At 39.4% G+C, this 15,273-nt stretch carries 23 protein-coding genes; 9 read left to right on the plus strand and 14 right to left on the minus strand.

Annotated elements, in window-relative coordinates:
• The first annotated feature begins 41 nt into the window (after positions 1-41).
• The 6 genes from DW657_RS11545 to DW657_RS11575 all read left to right on the plus strand — a co-directional run bounded on the left by DW657_RS11545 (position 42) and on the right by DW657_RS11575 (position 2,743).
• On the plus strand, positions 42-353 hold the full coding sequence (locus DW657_RS11545) for a hypothetical protein (RefSeq protein WP_118312620.1): 312 nt from the start codon (positions 42-44) through the stop codon (positions 351-353).
• A 99-nt stretch (positions 354-452) separates the two neighbouring features.
• On the plus strand, positions 453-674 hold the full coding sequence (locus DW657_RS11550; RefSeq protein ID WP_118312621.1) for a hypothetical protein: 222 nt from the start codon (positions 453-455) through the stop codon (positions 672-674).
• A 3-nt stretch (positions 675-677) separates the two neighbouring features.
• The gene (locus DW657_RS11555; RefSeq protein WP_118312622.1) at positions 678-911 is read left to right on the plus strand and encodes a hypothetical protein; all 234 of its coding nucleotides are present in this window, start codon (positions 678-680) and stop codon (positions 909-911) included.
• Between the two features lie 13 nt (positions 912-924).
• Positions 925-1,191, plus strand: coding sequence for a hypothetical protein (locus DW657_RS11560; protein WP_118312623.1), 267 nt, complete (start codon positions 925-927; stop codon positions 1,189-1,191).
• Between the two features lie 438 nt (positions 1,192-1,629).
• Positions 1,630-2,418, plus strand: coding sequence for an ADP-ribosylglycohydrolase family protein (locus tag DW657_RS11570; protein WP_118312625.1), 789 nt, complete (start codon positions 1,630-1,632; stop codon positions 2,416-2,418).
• Positions 2,408-2,743, plus strand: coding sequence for a hypothetical protein (locus DW657_RS11575; protein WP_118312626.1), 336 nt, complete (start codon positions 2,408-2,410; stop codon positions 2,741-2,743). The genes DW657_RS11570 and DW657_RS11575 overlap by 11 nt, the downstream gene beginning before the upstream one ends.
• A 36-nt stretch (positions 2,744-2,779) precedes the next feature.
• Here DW657_RS11575 and DW657_RS11580 read toward each other — a convergent pair whose 3' ends face one another.
• The 3 genes from DW657_RS11580 to DW657_RS11590 are packed head-to-tail and all read right to left on the minus strand — an operon-like array spanning position 2,780 to position 7,575.
• On the minus strand, positions 2,780-5,584 hold the full coding sequence (locus DW657_RS11580; RefSeq protein ID WP_118312627.1) for an ADP-ribosyltransferase: 2,805 nt from the start codon (positions 5,582-5,584) through the stop codon (positions 2,780-2,782).
• A gap of 3 nt (positions 5,585-5,587) precedes the next feature.
• Positions 5,588-6,064: a hypothetical protein gene (locus tag DW657_RS11585; RefSeq protein WP_118312628.1), complete on the minus strand. Its 477-nt coding sequence runs from the start codon at positions 6,062-6,064 to the stop codon at positions 5,588-5,590.
• Between the two features lie 2 nt (positions 6,065-6,066).
• A complete protein-coding gene (locus tag DW657_RS11590) occupies positions 6,067-7,575 on the minus strand; it encodes a phage portal protein (protein ID WP_118312629.1) in 1,509 nt (502 codons plus the stop codon).
• A 195-nt stretch (positions 7,576-7,770) separates the two neighbouring features.
• Between DW657_RS11590 and DW657_RS11595 the strand changes: the two genes are divergently transcribed.
• From DW657_RS11595 to DW657_RS17850, 3 genes are read left to right on the plus strand one after another with little or no spacing between them, the layout of a single operon-like run.
• On the plus strand, positions 7,771-8,079 hold the full coding sequence (locus DW657_RS11595; RefSeq protein ID WP_118312630.1) for a hypothetical protein: 309 nt from the start codon (positions 7,771-7,773) through the stop codon (positions 8,077-8,079).
• Positions 8,080-8,120: 41 nt separating this feature from the next.
• Entirely contained in the window at positions 8,121-8,360 is a 240-nt protein-coding gene (locus DW657_RS11600) for a hypothetical protein (RefSeq protein ID WP_118312631.1), read from the plus strand.
• Positions 8,361-8,398: 38 nt separating this feature from the next.
• Complete coding sequence (locus DW657_RS17850) at positions 8,399-8,572, plus strand: hypothetical protein (RefSeq protein WP_158577362.1); 174 nt, start codon at positions 8,399-8,401, stop codon at positions 8,570-8,572.
• Between the two features lie 247 nt (positions 8,573-8,819).
• Here DW657_RS17850 and DW657_RS11605 read toward each other — a convergent pair whose 3' ends face one another.
• From DW657_RS11605 to DW657_RS11655, 11 genes are all read right to left on the minus strand, one after another.
• Positions 8,820-10,010 (minus strand): PBSX family phage terminase large subunit, encoded by a 1,191-nt coding sequence (locus DW657_RS11605; protein ID WP_118312632.1) that lies wholly within the window; start codon positions 10,008-10,010, stop codon positions 8,820-8,822.
• Between the two features lie 24 nt (positions 10,011-10,034).
• Complete coding sequence (locus DW657_RS11610) at positions 10,035-10,544, minus strand: adenine-specific DNA methylase (RefSeq protein ID WP_118312633.1); 510 nt, start codon at positions 10,542-10,544, stop codon at positions 10,035-10,037.
• Positions 10,545-10,548: 4 nt separating this feature from the next.
• Complete coding sequence (locus DW657_RS11615; protein WP_147381931.1) at positions 10,549-11,052, minus strand: hypothetical protein; 504 nt, start codon at positions 11,050-11,052, stop codon at positions 10,549-10,551.
• Between the two features lie 40 nt (positions 11,053-11,092).
• Complete coding sequence (locus tag DW657_RS11620; protein ID WP_118312635.1) at positions 11,093-11,380, minus strand: hypothetical protein; 288 nt, start codon at positions 11,378-11,380, stop codon at positions 11,093-11,095.
• Positions 11,370-11,972: a GTP cyclohydrolase I gene (folE, locus tag DW657_RS11625; RefSeq protein ID WP_118312636.1), complete on the minus strand. Its 603-nt coding sequence runs from the start codon at positions 11,970-11,972 to the stop codon at positions 11,370-11,372. The genes DW657_RS11620 and folE overlap by 11 nt, the downstream gene beginning before the upstream one ends.
• 1 nt (position 11,973) lies before the next feature.
• On the minus strand, positions 11,974-12,189 hold the full coding sequence (locus DW657_RS11630) for a hypothetical protein (RefSeq protein WP_118312637.1): 216 nt from the start codon (positions 12,187-12,189) through the stop codon (positions 11,974-11,976).
• 12 nt (positions 12,190-12,201) lie between these two features.
• On the minus strand, positions 12,202-12,792 hold the full coding sequence (locus tag DW657_RS11635; protein ID WP_118312638.1) for a 7-carboxy-7-deazaguanine synthase QueE: 591 nt from the start codon (positions 12,790-12,792) through the stop codon (positions 12,202-12,204).
• Positions 12,792-13,151: a 6-carboxytetrahydropterin synthase gene (locus tag DW657_RS11640; RefSeq protein ID WP_118312639.1), complete on the minus strand. Its 360-nt coding sequence runs from the start codon at positions 13,149-13,151 to the stop codon at positions 12,792-12,794. The genes DW657_RS11635 and DW657_RS11640 overlap by 1 nt, the downstream gene beginning before the upstream one ends.
• Before the next feature lie 145 nt (positions 13,152-13,296).
• On the minus strand, positions 13,297-13,905 hold the full coding sequence (locus DW657_RS11645) for a hypothetical protein (protein ID WP_118312640.1): 609 nt from the start codon (positions 13,903-13,905) through the stop codon (positions 13,297-13,299).
• Complete coding sequence (gene queC / locus DW657_RS11650) at positions 13,898-14,554, minus strand: 7-cyano-7-deazaguanine synthase QueC (protein ID WP_118312641.1); 657 nt, start codon at positions 14,552-14,554, stop codon at positions 13,898-13,900. Before queC ends, DW657_RS11645 begins: the two co-directional genes overlap by 8 nt.
• Positions 14,555-14,582: 28 nt before the next feature.
• Positions 14,583-15,273 (minus strand): hypothetical protein (locus DW657_RS11655; RefSeq protein ID WP_233546936.1); only part of this gene is annotated, 691 nt, incomplete at its 5' end.

A 15,273-nucleotide genomic window follows, 5' to 3' on the forward strand; every position in this document is an offset into this window, starting at 1 on the left:
ATCTATCATATTTGAATACGAACAATTTTTAAAAGGAGATTATGTATAAAGAAGGCGATGTCTTGGTATTGTATAATGATTGGCGTGGTGAGTATTGCGTCTTCATTCTACACAGAATATACAATGATGATTGGATAGAAGCTTACGCAAAGTATTCTTTCGCATTCAATAAGCTTGGAGTAGGAGCAAATAATGCTTCTACAAACGTAAAATACTCTACGGGGTGTTTAAGAAAAGCGAATGATGGCGAAAGAGGCTTTTTGTTAGAAACGATGAAGGAAAAAGGTTATTCATATGATTTTAAGAAGAATAAACTGCTACATTCATTCAATTATGAAAAAGGAAGAAATTAAGATAAATGAGCATTGTAAGCACTATTTCTTAGGCTTCTGCCACTTCTATTTAGGTGGCTGCTGCTCTGGTATTAAATGCGGATATAAATAATTAAGATTATGACAAAGTTTATTGAGGTAAAATATAAAGGGTATTGTACCCTTGTTAATATAGATAATATCGCTTACGTTGAACCTTCACGAAATGGCGGTATAGAAACATCTATAAAGCTTAATTGCAAGACCACACAAACGGGCGGTCAAGTGATTCTCTGCGAGGATGATTACCACACATTCTTGGCTAGATTAGAAAGCCTTGTTGTCGTTAATAAAGCCGAGTAAGATATGAGAGCATTTGATATACTTTTAGCCTTACATCGCTTGGATATGCGACAGGGCAAGGATTATCTTGAAGCTCCTGAAAAGAATGATTTGGAGCTGAATGTAATAGAAGGTAAGCTGAAACGGAATCATTGGTATTGGTGTGACTTCCATAAGCAGCCAATGCTCGGTGAGCCTTCGGTTATCCTCACTCTTGGCGGTGGGGATATTCAATATCTTTATGAAGTAGAAAAGTAAATAAATATAGATTATGTATCAGATAAATCTTGTAACATATAGAACAGCGATAAACGTAAAGAACGCTCCTCGTAGAGTGGTGAATAGAGAAAAAGGAATACTTGGTGGTGGCTTTGAAAGCATAAAGTTAGCAAGAACTACCTTACTAAAGAAAGTCTTTAGAATGGAAGAATGTCTAATAGATAAGGTTAAACCAAACAAAAATGAAACTTATGTTATGGCTACACTTTTCGGTAACGATATGATAGAGAACGTATTCACAATTATCGAAAGTAATTAATTTATGACTCGTTTCGCTCTCAGAAATCAGGAGAAGATAAAGCAAGCTTTCGGGGAAGAAAGATTGAATGAGCTTCTGAAAGCATTGAAGCTGTATTCAGCTAAGTACCCAAAATTATCGTTGAACACAATCATCGAAGAGGGTAATCCTTATCCTTCTTTCGTTATTGATAAGGTTGCGGTATTATACGTAACTCGCCTGATGTATGACGTTTATCACGTTGCTTTAAAGGAGTTCTTATAAATAAAAAGCACCGCCCTCGGAGATACGAATGAGGACGATGCTAAGTGTAAATAATTGTTTTGTTTAACGTTGTGAGTACATAGGAGATACGCACTCGATACAACAATTAATGCAAAAGTAATAAAAAATATTTGGTTATCTGCATATTTCTTCGTAAATTTGCGAATAATTAACATTAAAATAGGAGATACAGTTATGATAGGAGCAATTATAGGTGATATTATAGGCTCAAAGTTTGAGTTTAATAACACATTTGATTACAACTTTAAACTATTTGACGAAGGTTGTAATTTTACAGATGATACCATCTGTACAATAGCCGTAGCCGATGCTATTCTTCGAAAAGGCGGTAATGAAAAGCCGAATGTCGGAGATTATCGTATATCGCTTCAATACTGGTGTCAGAAGTATCTAAACCCAATGGGTGGGTATGGCGCAAGCTTCTCAAAATGGGTTCGTAGCTCGAATCCACAGCCTTATGATAGTTTTGGAAATGGAGCAGCTATGAGAGTTAGTCCTGTGGGTTGGGCATTCAAAGAAAATTCTGATATCATTCGTCAGGCAATGATGAGCGCAAAGGTTTCGCATAGCCATGTTGAGGGATTGATTGGTGCTACTGCGGTAGCAGATTGTGTACATGCTTTAAAAGCATATAAACACAAAGATTTGATTAGGGTAATAGCAAAACAATATTATGGCTCTGATTGGAATAAGAATCTTATTCCAAGAAGGAAATGGGCAGAAACTTGCCAAGAATGCGTTCCACTCGCCTTTATGATAGTCCTTAATAGTGGTAGCTTCGAGGATGCAATCAGATATGCTGTATCATACGGCGGTGATAGCGATACGATGGGAGCAATCGTTGGTTCAATCGCTCAGCCACTCTTTGGTATTCCACAAGAAATGAAGGAGAAAGCATTGAACTATCTCCCTTTGGATATGAAGAATGTAGTAACTAAATTTATTGATAGATATGGCGAATAAGGAAGATTTAATCAAGCACTGCCGATACTATAGAGGTGGTGGAAACCCAAATACCAACGAAAATATGGCTTGGTTTTGGGATATGGAAAGAGTGTATGTTGATAGCGAAGGAAAGTTTAAAGGTGAGGAAGAATATTATAAGAAAATCAATGGTAAGGAATATAAGGGGATTCCACATACATTGCTTATTATAATGTTCACTTCCTGGGCTAAAGCAGCCTACAATATTAAGGAAGAGATAGATAGCTTCTATAAGCTGATAGACGAATATCTCTTTATCCCAAACGACCATTTTCCAGAGGATAAAATTCCAAACGAACTATAACAAAAAAGGTGCGCCGTAATGGTACACCTTTTTTGTTTAATATCCGATATTGCTATCCTTTACATAAGATAAATCTCTTATTTCTTGCCCTATAACCTCGCAGTCTATGTAGGTCTTTCCACCTTCTTCATAAACCTTTGTTATTCGCATTCGTGTTCCTCTCTGAAAGAGTGTTTCGTGCTCGGAACTATATATAGAGAAACGGCTTACTCCATCCCAACTTCTTTTATCACCACAACCGAAAGCAGAGAAAGGTTCTACGTAAGCAGCCTTTGTTCCTTTTGGTGCATATATGTTCATAATAACACTTCGAGTGTTGAAGCCTTTTCCTTTTCGGCTACCAGTTGACATAAAACCACCTTCTTGCATTTCCATTCCAACAAGGTCTTGAAGGTTATTTGGCATAGAACCGCCAGCAAACTTAATTCGTGATTCAATAACTTTCATTCCATCATCACCTCTTGTAAACCACATATCGGTAGGAAGTTCGTTCTTTTCTATATAGCTTGTTATATTATTAACCTTCTCTATGAACCTTTCCTTCGTTTGGTAATTATCATATTTTCTTCCTTGTAATGGTTCATTTACATCGCAATAATGATGAGTGTATTCGTATGTGAAATCTTTTTCTTTTTCTGTTGCTGCTATCCATTGTTTGGATGCAGTATCTACGAGGGTTTTATCAGCTTTTGCACCATTACCCTTATCCCATACTGCGGCATCTTTCCTTGATTGAGAGAATTGGTCTGTATCAAATACAACATTCTTTGCATTTCGTTTTGCTTTCGCATTAATAAGCGTTTCTTTCTTTTGCTTAGCTTCATAAAGCAACTGCTCAGCAAGGGTCTTATCCTTTGCGAGCATAGCGTGTTCAAGGTCATAGATAAGCTTATGATATATCTTGCTCTGTGTCTTATAACCTTTTACGTCAGCATAAGCTTTATTGATATTTACCCAATCAATCGCCGTTTTTACCTCATCAAGCTTTTTGAGATATGCCGCTTGCGATACCTTCCATGTAGCATACTTCTGCTGAACCCCGTGCATATTGCCGCCAAGAAAATCAATAGCTTCAAATTGTAGTTTCTTCGCTTGCTGTTCAAGCGTCAAGCTTTGCCATTGAGCCAACTTCGCTTCTACGGCATCATATACTCCGTGCAATTCCTTTGACGTGAACTGCTTATGCCACTTATTGACATCAGGGATGAGAGCGGAAAGTGATAGTTCATCTTTTTTGATAGCAGAAATGGTGTTTGCGAGCGTTTTTGCTTCTTTCCTTGCTAATGTATAGTCAGCAGCCTTTAATGCGCTTAGAACGGAAGAAACATCGGTTTCTCCGTACTTAGCAGCCACCTTCATAACATTCATTGCAACCTTGCGGTCAGTCCATGCAAGTTTAGTCTGATAACCTCGTTTGAATCTATCATACAAAGACGCTATCTCAGAAGCACTCTTTTTGTCCTTGATTGCGTAGCGGATAGCATAGTAACGTTCAAAGAGGTCTTGGCTCTTTATATCCGTAACAGATTTGCTGCCGAGCAGATTATGAACCAAGCCATTGTAATAGTCACGTCTATGCTTATCCCATCGGCTCTGTATTTTATCTATCTGTTCCTTAGTTCTAAGGGCGTGGCGTTCCTTTGCCTTCGCAAGTATAAGCTCCTTAGAAGAAACCGCCTTTAACCCCAATTTCTTGCGGTCTGACGGGCTTAGAAGATGTGCCCAATACTTTGTGTTATCTTGTAAGTGCCAAGCCAATTTACCCCTCATTCCTGCCTTCACGATAGCTTCAGAGTTATCCTTGATGTATTGATTATACTTTTCTGGCATAGTGAGCACGGCAAAAGGGGATACGTAGTTGCTCATATCCTCGCCAGCCATCAAGCGTTTATAAAACTCCTTCTTCTCCTCGCCTTGTATGGTTATAGGGTCTGAGGTGCAGATACATTGAGAATGCCAAGAAATCCATACGTAATCTTTCGGATAATGACCTTGAAGGTCATTGCATATATCATCAATATTGTGCTGTGGCGATACGTGAATATACTGACCGATAACGAATGGTTCGTTCTGCCATCGCTCATTTCTTGCCTTATGATATGCGGAATTTATCTCCGTTCTTGCTACTCTGAGAGCATTCTTTCTCGCCGAGCGGTAAACACCCATGCCTACCTTCTCCAATGGCTCTTCAACGAAGCGCACCTTACCGTCAATGATTCTACGTCTGCGCCAAGTCACCACATCTTTCTTCTTTCCGTTCTTCTGAACCTTGATGGTATGATAACGGCGATACATCATATCTGGGTCGTTGAGATACTTTCGTATGCTCTTGCCTACTTCCTCTGCTGATGAGCCTTTTTTGATTCCGTCCGCAATGGTATTACTCATAGCCATTTCAAACTCACTCTTTGTCTGTTGGCAGTAGTTCCAAATAATCTGAGCGAGATTCAATCCGTTCTTTGTTTTCAAGCGATTTGAAATAAACGTGGCTGCGGCGGTATCTCGTGCGACCCTTATAGCTTTATCAGTAAGCACGGAATAACCGCCTATAACCATTTCATCGTGGTTATACGCCAACGCAACGCCATCGGTGATGCCGCTCTTATAACAAAGAAGGCTATTCTGATAGTAATCATTAAAGATGTCGTTCAAACGAGCCTTTAACTGCGGAAAGTTATCAAAGTTAAAAAGCGCATCATCTTTGAGCACATCTTCTCCATAGCCAAGAGAGGTGAGCTTCTTGACATAATCGCTGTATAATCTGCCCAACCGCTTGTTGTAAACGGCGAACAGATTATTCAGTTGTTCTTTCTGCTGTTTTGATGTGAGCTTCTTTGACATAGTTTATATTGTTATAACTCTCATTTTTACTTTCTTTACACCATTAAGCTTAGCAGCAACAAAACGATGATTACCATCTACAATCATTAATTTATTTTTTCCATTCATATTATAGCTAACCGCCTTTATTCCATTATATTTTTGAGTATTCATATACTTCGCAGTATCTGATATATTGAGAAATTCTTGCGGTGTACTAATATCAATTTTTGTCATATCTATTTCTTTATCCTCCCCAAGGTCTTTAAACGTTTTATCAACATCATCCATTTCTTGTGAGAGACCATAGGCAGGATTTTGTTGTGCATATTTTTCTTTAAAATTTTCATACACAGTTTCCTCATCAAAATACGGAGAAGCTTTTATGAAATTATTAATATTCCAAGAATCACCGTAAGTTGCTCTTAAATTTGACGAAATCTGAGCTTCTTTTATATTCTCAGAGTTCTTCTTTCTCGTATTTCCACTATTCTTTGCCATATTTATTCCTCCTCTTCTTCATTTGAAACTGACTGACTTCCACTTGCGGCACTACCAAGTCCCGAAAGGGCTGCTTGCTGCGCCAACGCTTCTTTCTGTTCACTCTTCATTTCTTCCTCAACCTTATCAGGGTCATCATTGAGAGGGTTAAGCTCGATAGCACGGCGATTAGAGGTAGATTTTGCACCACCATTGGATGAAGTGATAAGTTGCAACATTTCAACATCATTCTTTGGCAGATATGGCTTGAAGACTGGCTCAAAGTCAATCTGCTCAGCAACACTCTGGTCGATACCCTTTACGTAAACTCCCGTATTACAGATGCCGTTAGCTACGATATTCGAGCGGCGAGTAAACATTTCACCGAACATTTCTGTCTTCAAATCTGCTTTCATATAAGGAGCAGTGAACATCAAACGAATAGCCGCACCCGAGGTGTTGCTGCCCAAGGTTTTCATATTCTCAAAGCTGATATCGGCTGTTGAGGTAAATGAATAGATGATATTGAAGAGGTAAGCAATTTCACCCTTCACACTCTCAGGTGATTTATCCCAAGAAAGGACGTTCATACTTGCATCACTGCCACCTTGGAAGACTGCGCCTTGCTCGCCCTTCTCAGCGAAGCCCTCCAAACGACCTTTAATAAAGTACTTAGGCGTGCCAAAGTAGTCATTCGTATCACCCCAATTAGAGATACATGTCTCAACTCTTTCTATAGCCCATTGAACATCTTCCCACTCAGCTTGGTCTTGTCTATAGTAAACAACAGGCACTTTGGTGAAGCCATGGGGTAGGGCAGAGATAAGCTTCCATCCTGCGCCATCAATATTAGTGTACTGATAGCACAATCTATCTGTATATACATCAAAATGTAGCTCAGATTTTCCAAGCTCATCATATACATAGTATTCACGGGCGAAGCCGTCGATGATGTGGAAGTCGTTGAAATGAGGGTAGAGCTTATCACCATTTGAAGGTGAAAGCAACTGAACTCGGATTTCACCTCGGAGCTTTCCTTCTGCGTCTGTTGGCATATACCATAACTCAGCGCACTCACATTCCTTGAAGAGGGTACGGGCAAGTCGCTTATCGAAGTACTTCATCTTGTTATCGTGATAGCAATGCATGATGCCGTCATATAGCTTCTGCTGCTTATCGTTCATCTTCTTTATATCAACACCATGTGCCGTAGCTTTATAGGTAACGGCATTCATAAGCAAGAAACCCACAGTAAGATTTACGATTGACTTCTGAGCAGGGATAGCGATTCTTACTGGCTCAACTTTCTTATCCTTGTAAATCGGTTTTTGCGTGATAGGGTCATACTGACCCGTAGGTACTTTGATTCGTTTCTTAGGACGGAAATCCTCATCAAAGATTTTATGCTTTGACGGATTCCATTGTTCTTCAAGCGCACTCAGTGGTGTCTTAAAGCCTTTTTTCCTTGCGGTCAATACCGAGCGGACTGTGTTCGCATCTTGTATTGATACTATCTGTTCTATTGCTCTCATATAATAAACGTTTATTTTGAGGCAAAGTTAATAAATTAATAGATGCTATTAAAAAAAATGAGGTTCTGTATATAAACAAGTCTGAGATTACTTAAATATATTTAAATTCTAAAAGATATTTTGAAAAAGCTTTTGTGATTTCAAAATAAATAAGTATTTTTGCGGTGTAAATAATTAATAATAGGAGATACAACAATGAAAATCAAAATTACACGCAAAGATGGTTTATCAATCATCGGTAGAAAGAAAAGTTTGACGTTCACTATTTCAAGTGACCTTGAACAGTTGAGCAAGGCAAGCGAGAAAGCGTTTTGCATCAATGAAGTAGATAGCAATGAATGGTCTATTTCGTACATCAGTGATGAGATGGAGAACAATAACGAAATCATAGAGTTTGTTTTCTCTGTTGAGGATTGGAATAAGACCTTAAATGAGGTTAAGGCTATTTATTGGAAGAATGATGTGATTAAAGATGAATTTGAGTTCATCACAATAATTGATTAATAAAACTATACAGCCCTCGCCATCACGGATAAGGCAAAAGTATGAAGAAGAATATCGACAATTACATTGGTAGTATCGTTCACGACAACGAAGATGCCATTATGAATGGTTGGTACAGCAGCATTGCAGATTATATCATCCACAACGCAGAGAACGGCACAGGTTGGAACGAGTATTTTGATGATTCTGAGACCGAGGATAATATGGGTGAGCCAACACAAGAGCAGATAGATGAGTTAGAAGCTTATATCGAAAAGAATTATAACTATCTGCCTGAATAATAAAATCTTAGCCCTCGCTATCACGGTCAAAGCATAAAATGAGAAAGAAAGGAAGCGGAGGCGCAAGAATAGGCGCAGGGCGTAAGAAGCTCAATAAAACAATGCTTCATACGTCTATTGATAAAGACTATCTTTTCTTATTGAAACATAAAGCAGAAGCCGAGCATCTTACCATCGGTGATTGGTTAGTAAAGAATGTAAAACTATCATAGGAATTGGGCAGGGAAGAGGATTTCTTCTCTGCCTTATTTTGTTTTACTCCTTCCAATGTGCCAATGATTGCACTCACAACAAAGGTATGCGGAGTAGCCGAGCAGCCGCTTCTTCTTTATGTATCTTGCGGCTGCCTTCTCATTATCAAAGGATAATTTGGCTACTCCTCTGCTATTATAGTGGGAGCGTTTGCGATGATGCTCCCTTGGCTGTTTATCATATATTCGTTTCATAAGCATTTCTATTTTAACCCATCAAACCGAGAATATCGGCGGCTTGCATTCCGCTGCCATAATCGCCCAATAACTTCTCCATGACAACATATCGGCATGCATCTATAGCGTGATTATACATATCTATAGGCTCATTAAGCCACTTTCCTTCCTTATCTTGGCGGTAGGTATAATTATTAAATTCTCTTCTTACATTTGTAGAGCGTTTTGTTATATGAATTGTGTATTCTTGCATCTTCATAATACCAGCTTGAATAGAACCTGCGAACTTCTTTACAGGTTTTATATCAATACCAGCATTATAGATTTCATCAATCAGACGAGGGTCGGCACTCTCTGATATTACCTCAATATTTTTTTTATCCTCTTTCAATACTCTAATAATATCAGAAGCAAGCATTTCTGTCTGATAGCATATTTCATCTATATAGATAATCTTTCCGTAGATATACACATCAACAATCGCCGTAGGGTCATTGGAGTAACCGAAGTCAATACCTCTGTATCGGTGTCTGTGCGCTTGAATAGGAATATAATCATCAATGACTACATTCTTAAAAATCAAGCCCTCAACCATAGAGCGCAATCCCAAACCATAAATACGCCAAAGGCTCGGATTCTTCCATTTAAGGCTCTCAATCTCAGCGATAACCTTTGGCTCAAGGAAAGGATTATCCTTATAAGTGGAGATAAACCAATAAGTGCTTTTTTCTTCGTTTACCTGATTTATCCAATGGTCTTCTGAGAAGGAAGGGTTATAATCAAGGATAGAGAACTCCGTGGTACGCATCTGTAGCTGCTGCCATTCGATGAAAGAAAGCTCATTCGCCTCATTTACGAAAAGTATCTTACGCTTAGAACCACGCACCTTCTGCTCGTTATCGGTGGAGAAGAACTCAATCCAAGAGCCGTTAGGGAAAGTATAAACGAACTCCGATTTATTCATGCACTTATCATCCCACCAACCAAAGTTAAGCATTATATCCTTGAAGTCACGATAGACAGTTCGTTTAATGGAAGGCATACCAGCACGAATGATGGAAACGGTCGTTCCAGCATAGTTGAAGCAAAGCATACAAAGGAACTGCACAACAGAATAGGTCTTCGCAGAGCGTGAGCTTCCTTGAAGAGAGCAAGTTGTGAACCCTGCTTCTTTCGCTGCCTTTACCCTCATGTAGTTCTTTGCTAAATATACGTGCGGCATATCTCTGTTATCCTTTATTTGCTCTTATTTCTTTATTTCATCAACTGTGACTAAGGTATCGTTGTGCGAACCGCCATGTGCTACGATAAGAATCTCTTTACATACCGCTCCGTTACATTTTCCTATTCCTTGTGTATTCCAACCACAAGAAATACAGATACCTTCATTCTTTAATATTCTTGCAATCTCCTTCTTACATAAAGACCAATATTTGGTATTAGAGACATTTACCTCCAATTTCTCTTTACCAAAATCCTTATATAGCAAAGATGCTTGTGTAACACTATAAGGTGGGTCGTATAATACCATATCTGCAGAGTTAGATTTCTGCCCTTGAAGGAACTTTAATGCGTCAAGGTGATACTGAGTATCGCAGTTCGGATTTAAGTCATTGCGAATTGTTCCGAGCTTGCAATCCTTTGCGAATGGGTCAATAATAACACCACCTTTATTATATTTATCAAAAAGTTCTCTGATTGGCTTTATACCGAAAGTATCACCACTTGGCATAGCCCATTTCTTCTGTATTTTCATATATTTATTCTCCTATATTTTTATCTGGCTCAGCGTCCTTCTTTTCCTTCTCTTTCTGAATCTCAGCGAGAATCTTCTGATACTCTTCATTATTGGTAACAACGTGTACTTGCAATGGGTCTTGCTTAATCTGCTCGCCCTTGCTTGTAAGGTCAATGCGCTGAATCTTTCCGTAGGCTCTATCAATAACCCTTTCGAGCACATCAAGTCCTTTCTTGTCAAGTATTCCCTTGGCAATAATGCGTTGCATCATCGGGCGTGACTTATCAGCCAACACCGCCTTCAATTCGTCTTCGGGCAGCGTTGCGATATACAGAAAAGACTCTGCGATAATCTGAGAGGAAGGCACTTCGTAGCCCTTCTCCTTCATTTCCTCGATGAACAATGACATCGTCTTAGGCTTTGGCGGTCTGCCCTTGGGGTTGCCAACTCCACCTTTTTTAAACTTACCTTTTTCAAGGTTTGCAAGCTGTTTTTTACGCTTGCTTTCATCTCTTGATAATGGCATATTAATAACTTTTATTCCTAATTTATTCCCAACAAAGCTTTTATTTAAGAAAAGCACCTTTATTTTCTTCTTCCTCTGCTGCCATATCTCGGCACATTTTCAGTACATTAAAATACTCTCCAAGATTGTTGTTATAGAGCAGCTTTGCTATCTGCTGTACAAAAGATGACTTACGTCCATCTTGTTGCAAAGTCACTATCTGGCTCGCTGGCATCATCAAGAACTGCTCCATGATTTCAACCTTTTCTTTAGAGGAAAGAAGTTTCTTGGTAGGAAGCAGAAAACCCACTTCCTCCAAGATTTGTGTTTTGACTGACTTAACCTTCATACTTATCACCATTTACGAGGTTCATAAACTCAGCCCTCACTTGTGGGTCGTCTTTGAAAGCACCTTCAAGGTAAGAAGAGGTCATAATGCCCTTCTTCTTTGCACCTCTGAACTCTTTGCAAGAATGATGACCCTTCATCACGAGAGCAATACCAAGTGGTGGGTATTCGCTACCGAGAGCATCTTTCAGCATATCTACGATGTCGTGTACCAATCGCTCCTGTATCTGTAAGCGAGCTGAGCAGTAATCAACTACACGACCAATCTTAGAGATACCGAGAATCTTTCCCTTTGGGTTCGGAATATATGCGAACCAATACTTGCCCCAAAACCAAACACAATGATGCTCGCAGTTGGAGTGGAAATCGCCTTGGTCGATAACCATGTTATCATAGACGATATCATCATCATTGTTATCAAAGGTGGTAATCTTTGGTTTCTGTGATGGGTCGTAGCCTCTGAATATCTCTTTCCACATTCTGATAATACGGTCGGGTGTGCCCTTCAAACCCTCACGATTTGGGTTTTCACCGATATACTCCAAGAGTTCTTTGATATGATTCTCTGCTGTTTCTTTTGTAATCTTAGCCATATTATTTATCTTTCCAATATTTTTTATAATCTTGTTTCTCCTCCTCATTAGGCTCATATACCTCATAAGAAGCACCGCATCGCATACAATGATAGAAATCCACTACGGAATCATCATCCTCGCTGCGGTCACCTGATGAATCCCAACAAAGTTTCCCACCACAATAAAAGTAGATAGGACGATACTTTGTCGGGGTTTTCTTTTTATTCTTGCTCATAGGCGAAATGATTTATTTCACGTTGAGAATCTTCTGCTGCTGTAAAGAAAGTCGCCACTTAGGGTTAGCCTCTACGAAAGCAACAGTCTGTTTCAGAATCTCGGCATTCTTCTTTGCATCGCCCGTATCACAAGGTTGAACGTAGTAGTAATCTGCATCAATACCACAATCGGTAATCTCGTGCTCACCATCAAAGACAACCTTCACCTCAGTAGCAATCTTAATGATAGGTTCTGCGCCCTTTACGAATAAGCACTTAGGAGAGCAAGTAACCCAGTTGATACCACCTGGAATCTTATGCGTTCCGTTGGTCTCCACAGCAATATAGTAGCCCCAATTTTGGAGAAGAGTAGTAAGCTCCTCATCCACTTGCAATGTAGGCTCACCGCCCGTAAAGACAACGAACTTGCAATCAGGTGAGAGCAACTGAATCTTATTCAGAATATCAATAGCCCCCATTTCCTCATACTTCTTAAAATCAGTATCACAGAAAGGACACTTTAAATTACAACCCGAGAAACGGACGAAGATAGCCGCTCTACCTGCATGTCTTCCCTCACCTTGGATAGAGTAGAAGATTTCGTTTACCTTATACTTAGCCATTAGAGAGCCTCCTTTCCGTCAATCTTATCATCGTCACAATAAACGGCGATATTGCCTTCACTCTCCTGTACCTTTGCCTTGTAGCACTCTGGGAACTGAGCAACAATCCATTTGGCGATATTCTCAGCAGTAGGGTTAAAAGGCAAAAGCTCGTTGAGGTTGCCGTGGTCGAGGTAGCCGTGAATCTTCTGCTTAATATGCTTGAAGTCCATCACCATACCATCCTTGTTCAACATTTTAACCTTGCAGTAGACAGTAATAATCCAATTATGCCCATGAAGGTTGGCACACTTGCTTTCATAAGAGAGATTCAGCTTATGACAAGCGGCAATCTCCATTCTTTTTGAAACGTAATACATAATTTTTCTTCCTTTTATTTTGTTATTTCAATTTTTATTCTTAATTTTGCGACCTAATAAAGGGTAGTCGGTAGCGAAGATGTCAGCAGCCCGACTTTTGTCTTAGGAGCACAGTATGGTGGCATCGCCTTATGCTCCTTGCTTTTTACTCATCGAAATGATGTTCGTATAGTATCTTTTTACTGCTAATTACTACAACAGCTTTTACACCTTTAGTCTTCCATGCTTTATGCCTTGATTGATAAAGTTTCATTCCGTTCTCAATATCTTTGGTATGAAAGAGTGAATGCTTATCATATATCAATGCTATCTGTGCGTGCTTATCATTTGCATGATTAATAGCAAGACGAACCGAACTTTCTGCAGAAGAATTAATCTCAGTAGGCGTTTTCTGCTCGTAGGTATATGTCGCCATTAAACCTTCTGCGAATTTATACTTTTTAGAACCATCCTTGTTTATCTTTACATTGGTTGCATACATCGTATATTTATCGCCTTCAGGAGTAAGTGTAACATTTATACCATTATCTGCGATAGCTCTCGCCACTTCCAATTCTGCTTCGGCATCAGCGATTTTATCAGTATGATTATGTCCTTTCATAAAGATAGCGTGAGCACCCGTCTGTTCTGAGAAAAATGATAAAGAAGCATCAACCAAGGAACTCGAAACGATTTGATTATATTCGTTCCGAGCCTTATCTATCTGTCTTTGCTTTGGTGTAAGTAACCTTGTATTACCGCTTGCCTTACTCATCCTCGTATTCAGTTGGGTCAGAGATACCAGCATCACGGAGAGCTTCCTTGCGTTCCATACAAGTTCCACACTTACCACAATGCTTCTCACCGCCTTTATAGCAGCTCCAAGTTTCAGCGTAGTTGATGCCAAGCTTCTTGCCGTGGCGAGCAACATCTGTCTTCGTAATGTTGGTGTAAGGAGCATCAATGCTGATACCCTCGTAAGTACCATTCTTCATTGCCTCTGACATGGCATCAATAAAGCCCTTGCGGCAGTCTGGATAGATAGCGTGGTCGCCGAAATGGTTAGCAATAAGCACCTTCTTCAATCCGTTACTTTCTGCGATACCGCAAGCGATAGAGAGCATAATGCCGTTGCGGAAAGGAACTACGGTTGATTTCATGTTCTCATCATCGTAGTTGCCTTCGGGAATAGCTTCTGCACCTTCGAGGAGAGAGGATTTGAAGTAGTCGTGAATAAAGTTGAGTGGAATGACAATATGCTTGATACCAAGTCGCTCACAATGCAACTTAGCAAAAGGAATCTCCTTCTGATTGTGGTTAGAGCCATAATCAAAAGAAATAGCAAGAGCAATGTTCTCTTTCTTCTCATGCAGGAGAGTTACCGAGTCCATACCTCCTGATACAATAATCAATGAATCTTTCATAACTAATTAAAATTTAAATATTTATCTTTTATAATCTTGCACGGGCGTACTTCATAAAGCGTACCCACTCGCCGAAATTATGTGCAGCAACCAACTTTGAGCGAAGTTTCTTGCCCTCAGGTGCTTTGGTTTTATCCATAGTTCCGTTCTTGGCATTGAACTTATATATAGAACCGCTCATATTACCATAAAGCCAAGCTGTAGAATCCACGGAATCAAAGTGATACGTATGCAATCCTCTGATATTTGTATATCCAAGGGCATGTATCTTGCAGCCATATTTATGTGCTGTCTTTACGAACCAAGGAAATAACTTCTCATATTTATTGATAGGTATTTCTTTGGTTACGATACCACCGATAGCGACATAAGGGTAATTCTTGCACATTTCAACAAAATACTCTTTTCCTCGTGACTTATGCCAAACGGGGATAGGCTTACGTCCACTTAATCTTTCAAGCTTTTCACGAAGTCTTTCAACCTCTCTGATACCAACAACTGAATCAATATCAAGCTCAAAGAAGTTCTTTACGTTCCATTTCTTAATGAATGCGGCATATCCTTCTACGTATTTATCGAAATCAACTACACCTGCTCCCGACATAAATGTGAAAGCACCACTATCTAATAGGAAATTCTGAAAATTGCCTATCAATCGAGGAAACTCTTTATTATTCTGTAGATAATAGTACAATACTCTGTTAATTCTTATGTAATCG

Origin of the sequence: Prevotella sp. AM23-5 (assembly GCF_003473645.1) — a bacterium.
Lineage (GTDB): Bacteria > Bacteroidota > Bacteroidia > Bacteroidales > Bacteroidaceae > Prevotella > Prevotella copri_A.

Excerpts from the sequence above, each read along its gene's own strand:
- DW657_RS11545 (WP_118312620.1), top strand. The coding sequence starts at position 42 with ATGTATAAAGAAGGCGATGTCTTGGTATTGTATAATGATTGGCGTGGT.
- DW657_RS11550 (WP_118312621.1), top strand. The coding sequence starts at position 453 with ATGACAAAGTTTATTGAGGTAAAATATAAAGGGTATTGTACCCTTGTT.
- DW657_RS11555 (WP_118312622.1), top strand. The coding sequence starts at position 678 with ATGAGAGCATTTGATATACTTTTAGCCTTACATCGCTTGGATATGCGA.
- DW657_RS11560 (WP_118312623.1), top strand. The coding sequence starts at position 925 with ATGTATCAGATAAATCTTGTAACATATAGAACAGCGATAAACGTAAAG.
- DW657_RS11570 (WP_118312625.1), top strand. The coding sequence starts at position 1,630 with ATGATAGGAGCAATTATAGGTGATATTATAGGCTCAAAGTTTGAGTTT.
- DW657_RS11575 (WP_118312626.1), top strand. The coding sequence starts at position 2,408 with ATGGCGAATAAGGAAGATTTAATCAAGCACTGCCGATACTATAGAGGT.
- DW657_RS11580 (WP_118312627.1), bottom strand. The coding sequence starts at position 5,584 with ATGTCAAAGAAGCTCACATCAAAACAGCAGAAAGAACAACTGAATAAT.
- DW657_RS11585 (WP_118312628.1), bottom strand. The coding sequence starts at position 6,064 with ATGGCAAAGAATAGTGGAAATACGAGAAAGAAGAACTCTGAGAATATA.
- DW657_RS11590 (WP_118312629.1), bottom strand. The coding sequence starts at position 7,575 with ATGAGAGCAATAGAACAGATAGTATCAATACAAGATGCGAACACAGTC.
- DW657_RS11595 (WP_118312630.1), top strand. The coding sequence starts at position 7,771 with ATGAAAATCAAAATTACACGCAAAGATGGTTTATCAATCATCGGTAGA.
- DW657_RS11600 (WP_118312631.1), top strand. The coding sequence starts at position 8,121 with ATGAAGAAGAATATCGACAATTACATTGGTAGTATCGTTCACGACAAC.
- DW657_RS17850 (WP_158577362.1), top strand. The coding sequence starts at position 8,399 with ATGAGAAAGAAAGGAAGCGGAGGCGCAAGAATAGGCGCAGGGCGTAAG.
- DW657_RS11605 (WP_118312632.1), bottom strand. The coding sequence starts at position 10,010 with ATGCCGCACGTATATTTAGCAAAGAACTACATGAGGGTAAAGGCAGCG.
- DW657_RS11610 (WP_118312633.1), bottom strand. The coding sequence starts at position 10,544 with ATGAAAATACAGAAGAAATGGGCTATGCCAAGTGGTGATACTTTCGGT.
- DW657_RS11615 (WP_147381931.1), bottom strand. The coding sequence starts at position 11,052 with ATGCCATTATCAAGAGATGAAAGCAAGCGTAAAAAACAGCTTGCAAAC.
- DW657_RS11620 (WP_118312635.1), bottom strand. The coding sequence starts at position 11,380 with ATGAAGGTTAAGTCAGTCAAAACACAAATCTTGGAGGAAGTGGGTTTT.
- folE (WP_118312636.1), bottom strand. The coding sequence starts at position 11,972 with ATGGCTAAGATTACAAAAGAAACAGCAGAGAATCATATCAAAGAACTC.
- DW657_RS11630 (WP_118312637.1), bottom strand. The coding sequence starts at position 12,189 with ATGAGCAAGAATAAAAAGAAAACCCCGACAAAGTATCGTCCTATCTAC.
- DW657_RS11635 (WP_118312638.1), bottom strand. The coding sequence starts at position 12,792 with ATGGCTAAGTATAAGGTAAACGAAATCTTCTACTCTATCCAAGGTGAG.
- DW657_RS11640 (WP_118312639.1), bottom strand. The coding sequence starts at position 13,151 with ATGTATTACGTTTCAAAAAGAATGGAGATTGCCGCTTGTCATAAGCTG.
- DW657_RS11645 (WP_118312640.1), bottom strand. The coding sequence starts at position 13,905 with ATGAGTAAGGCAAGCGGTAATACAAGGTTACTTACACCAAAGCAAAGA.
- queC (WP_118312641.1), bottom strand. The coding sequence starts at position 14,554 with ATGAAAGATTCATTGATTATTGTATCAGGAGGTATGGACTCGGTAACT.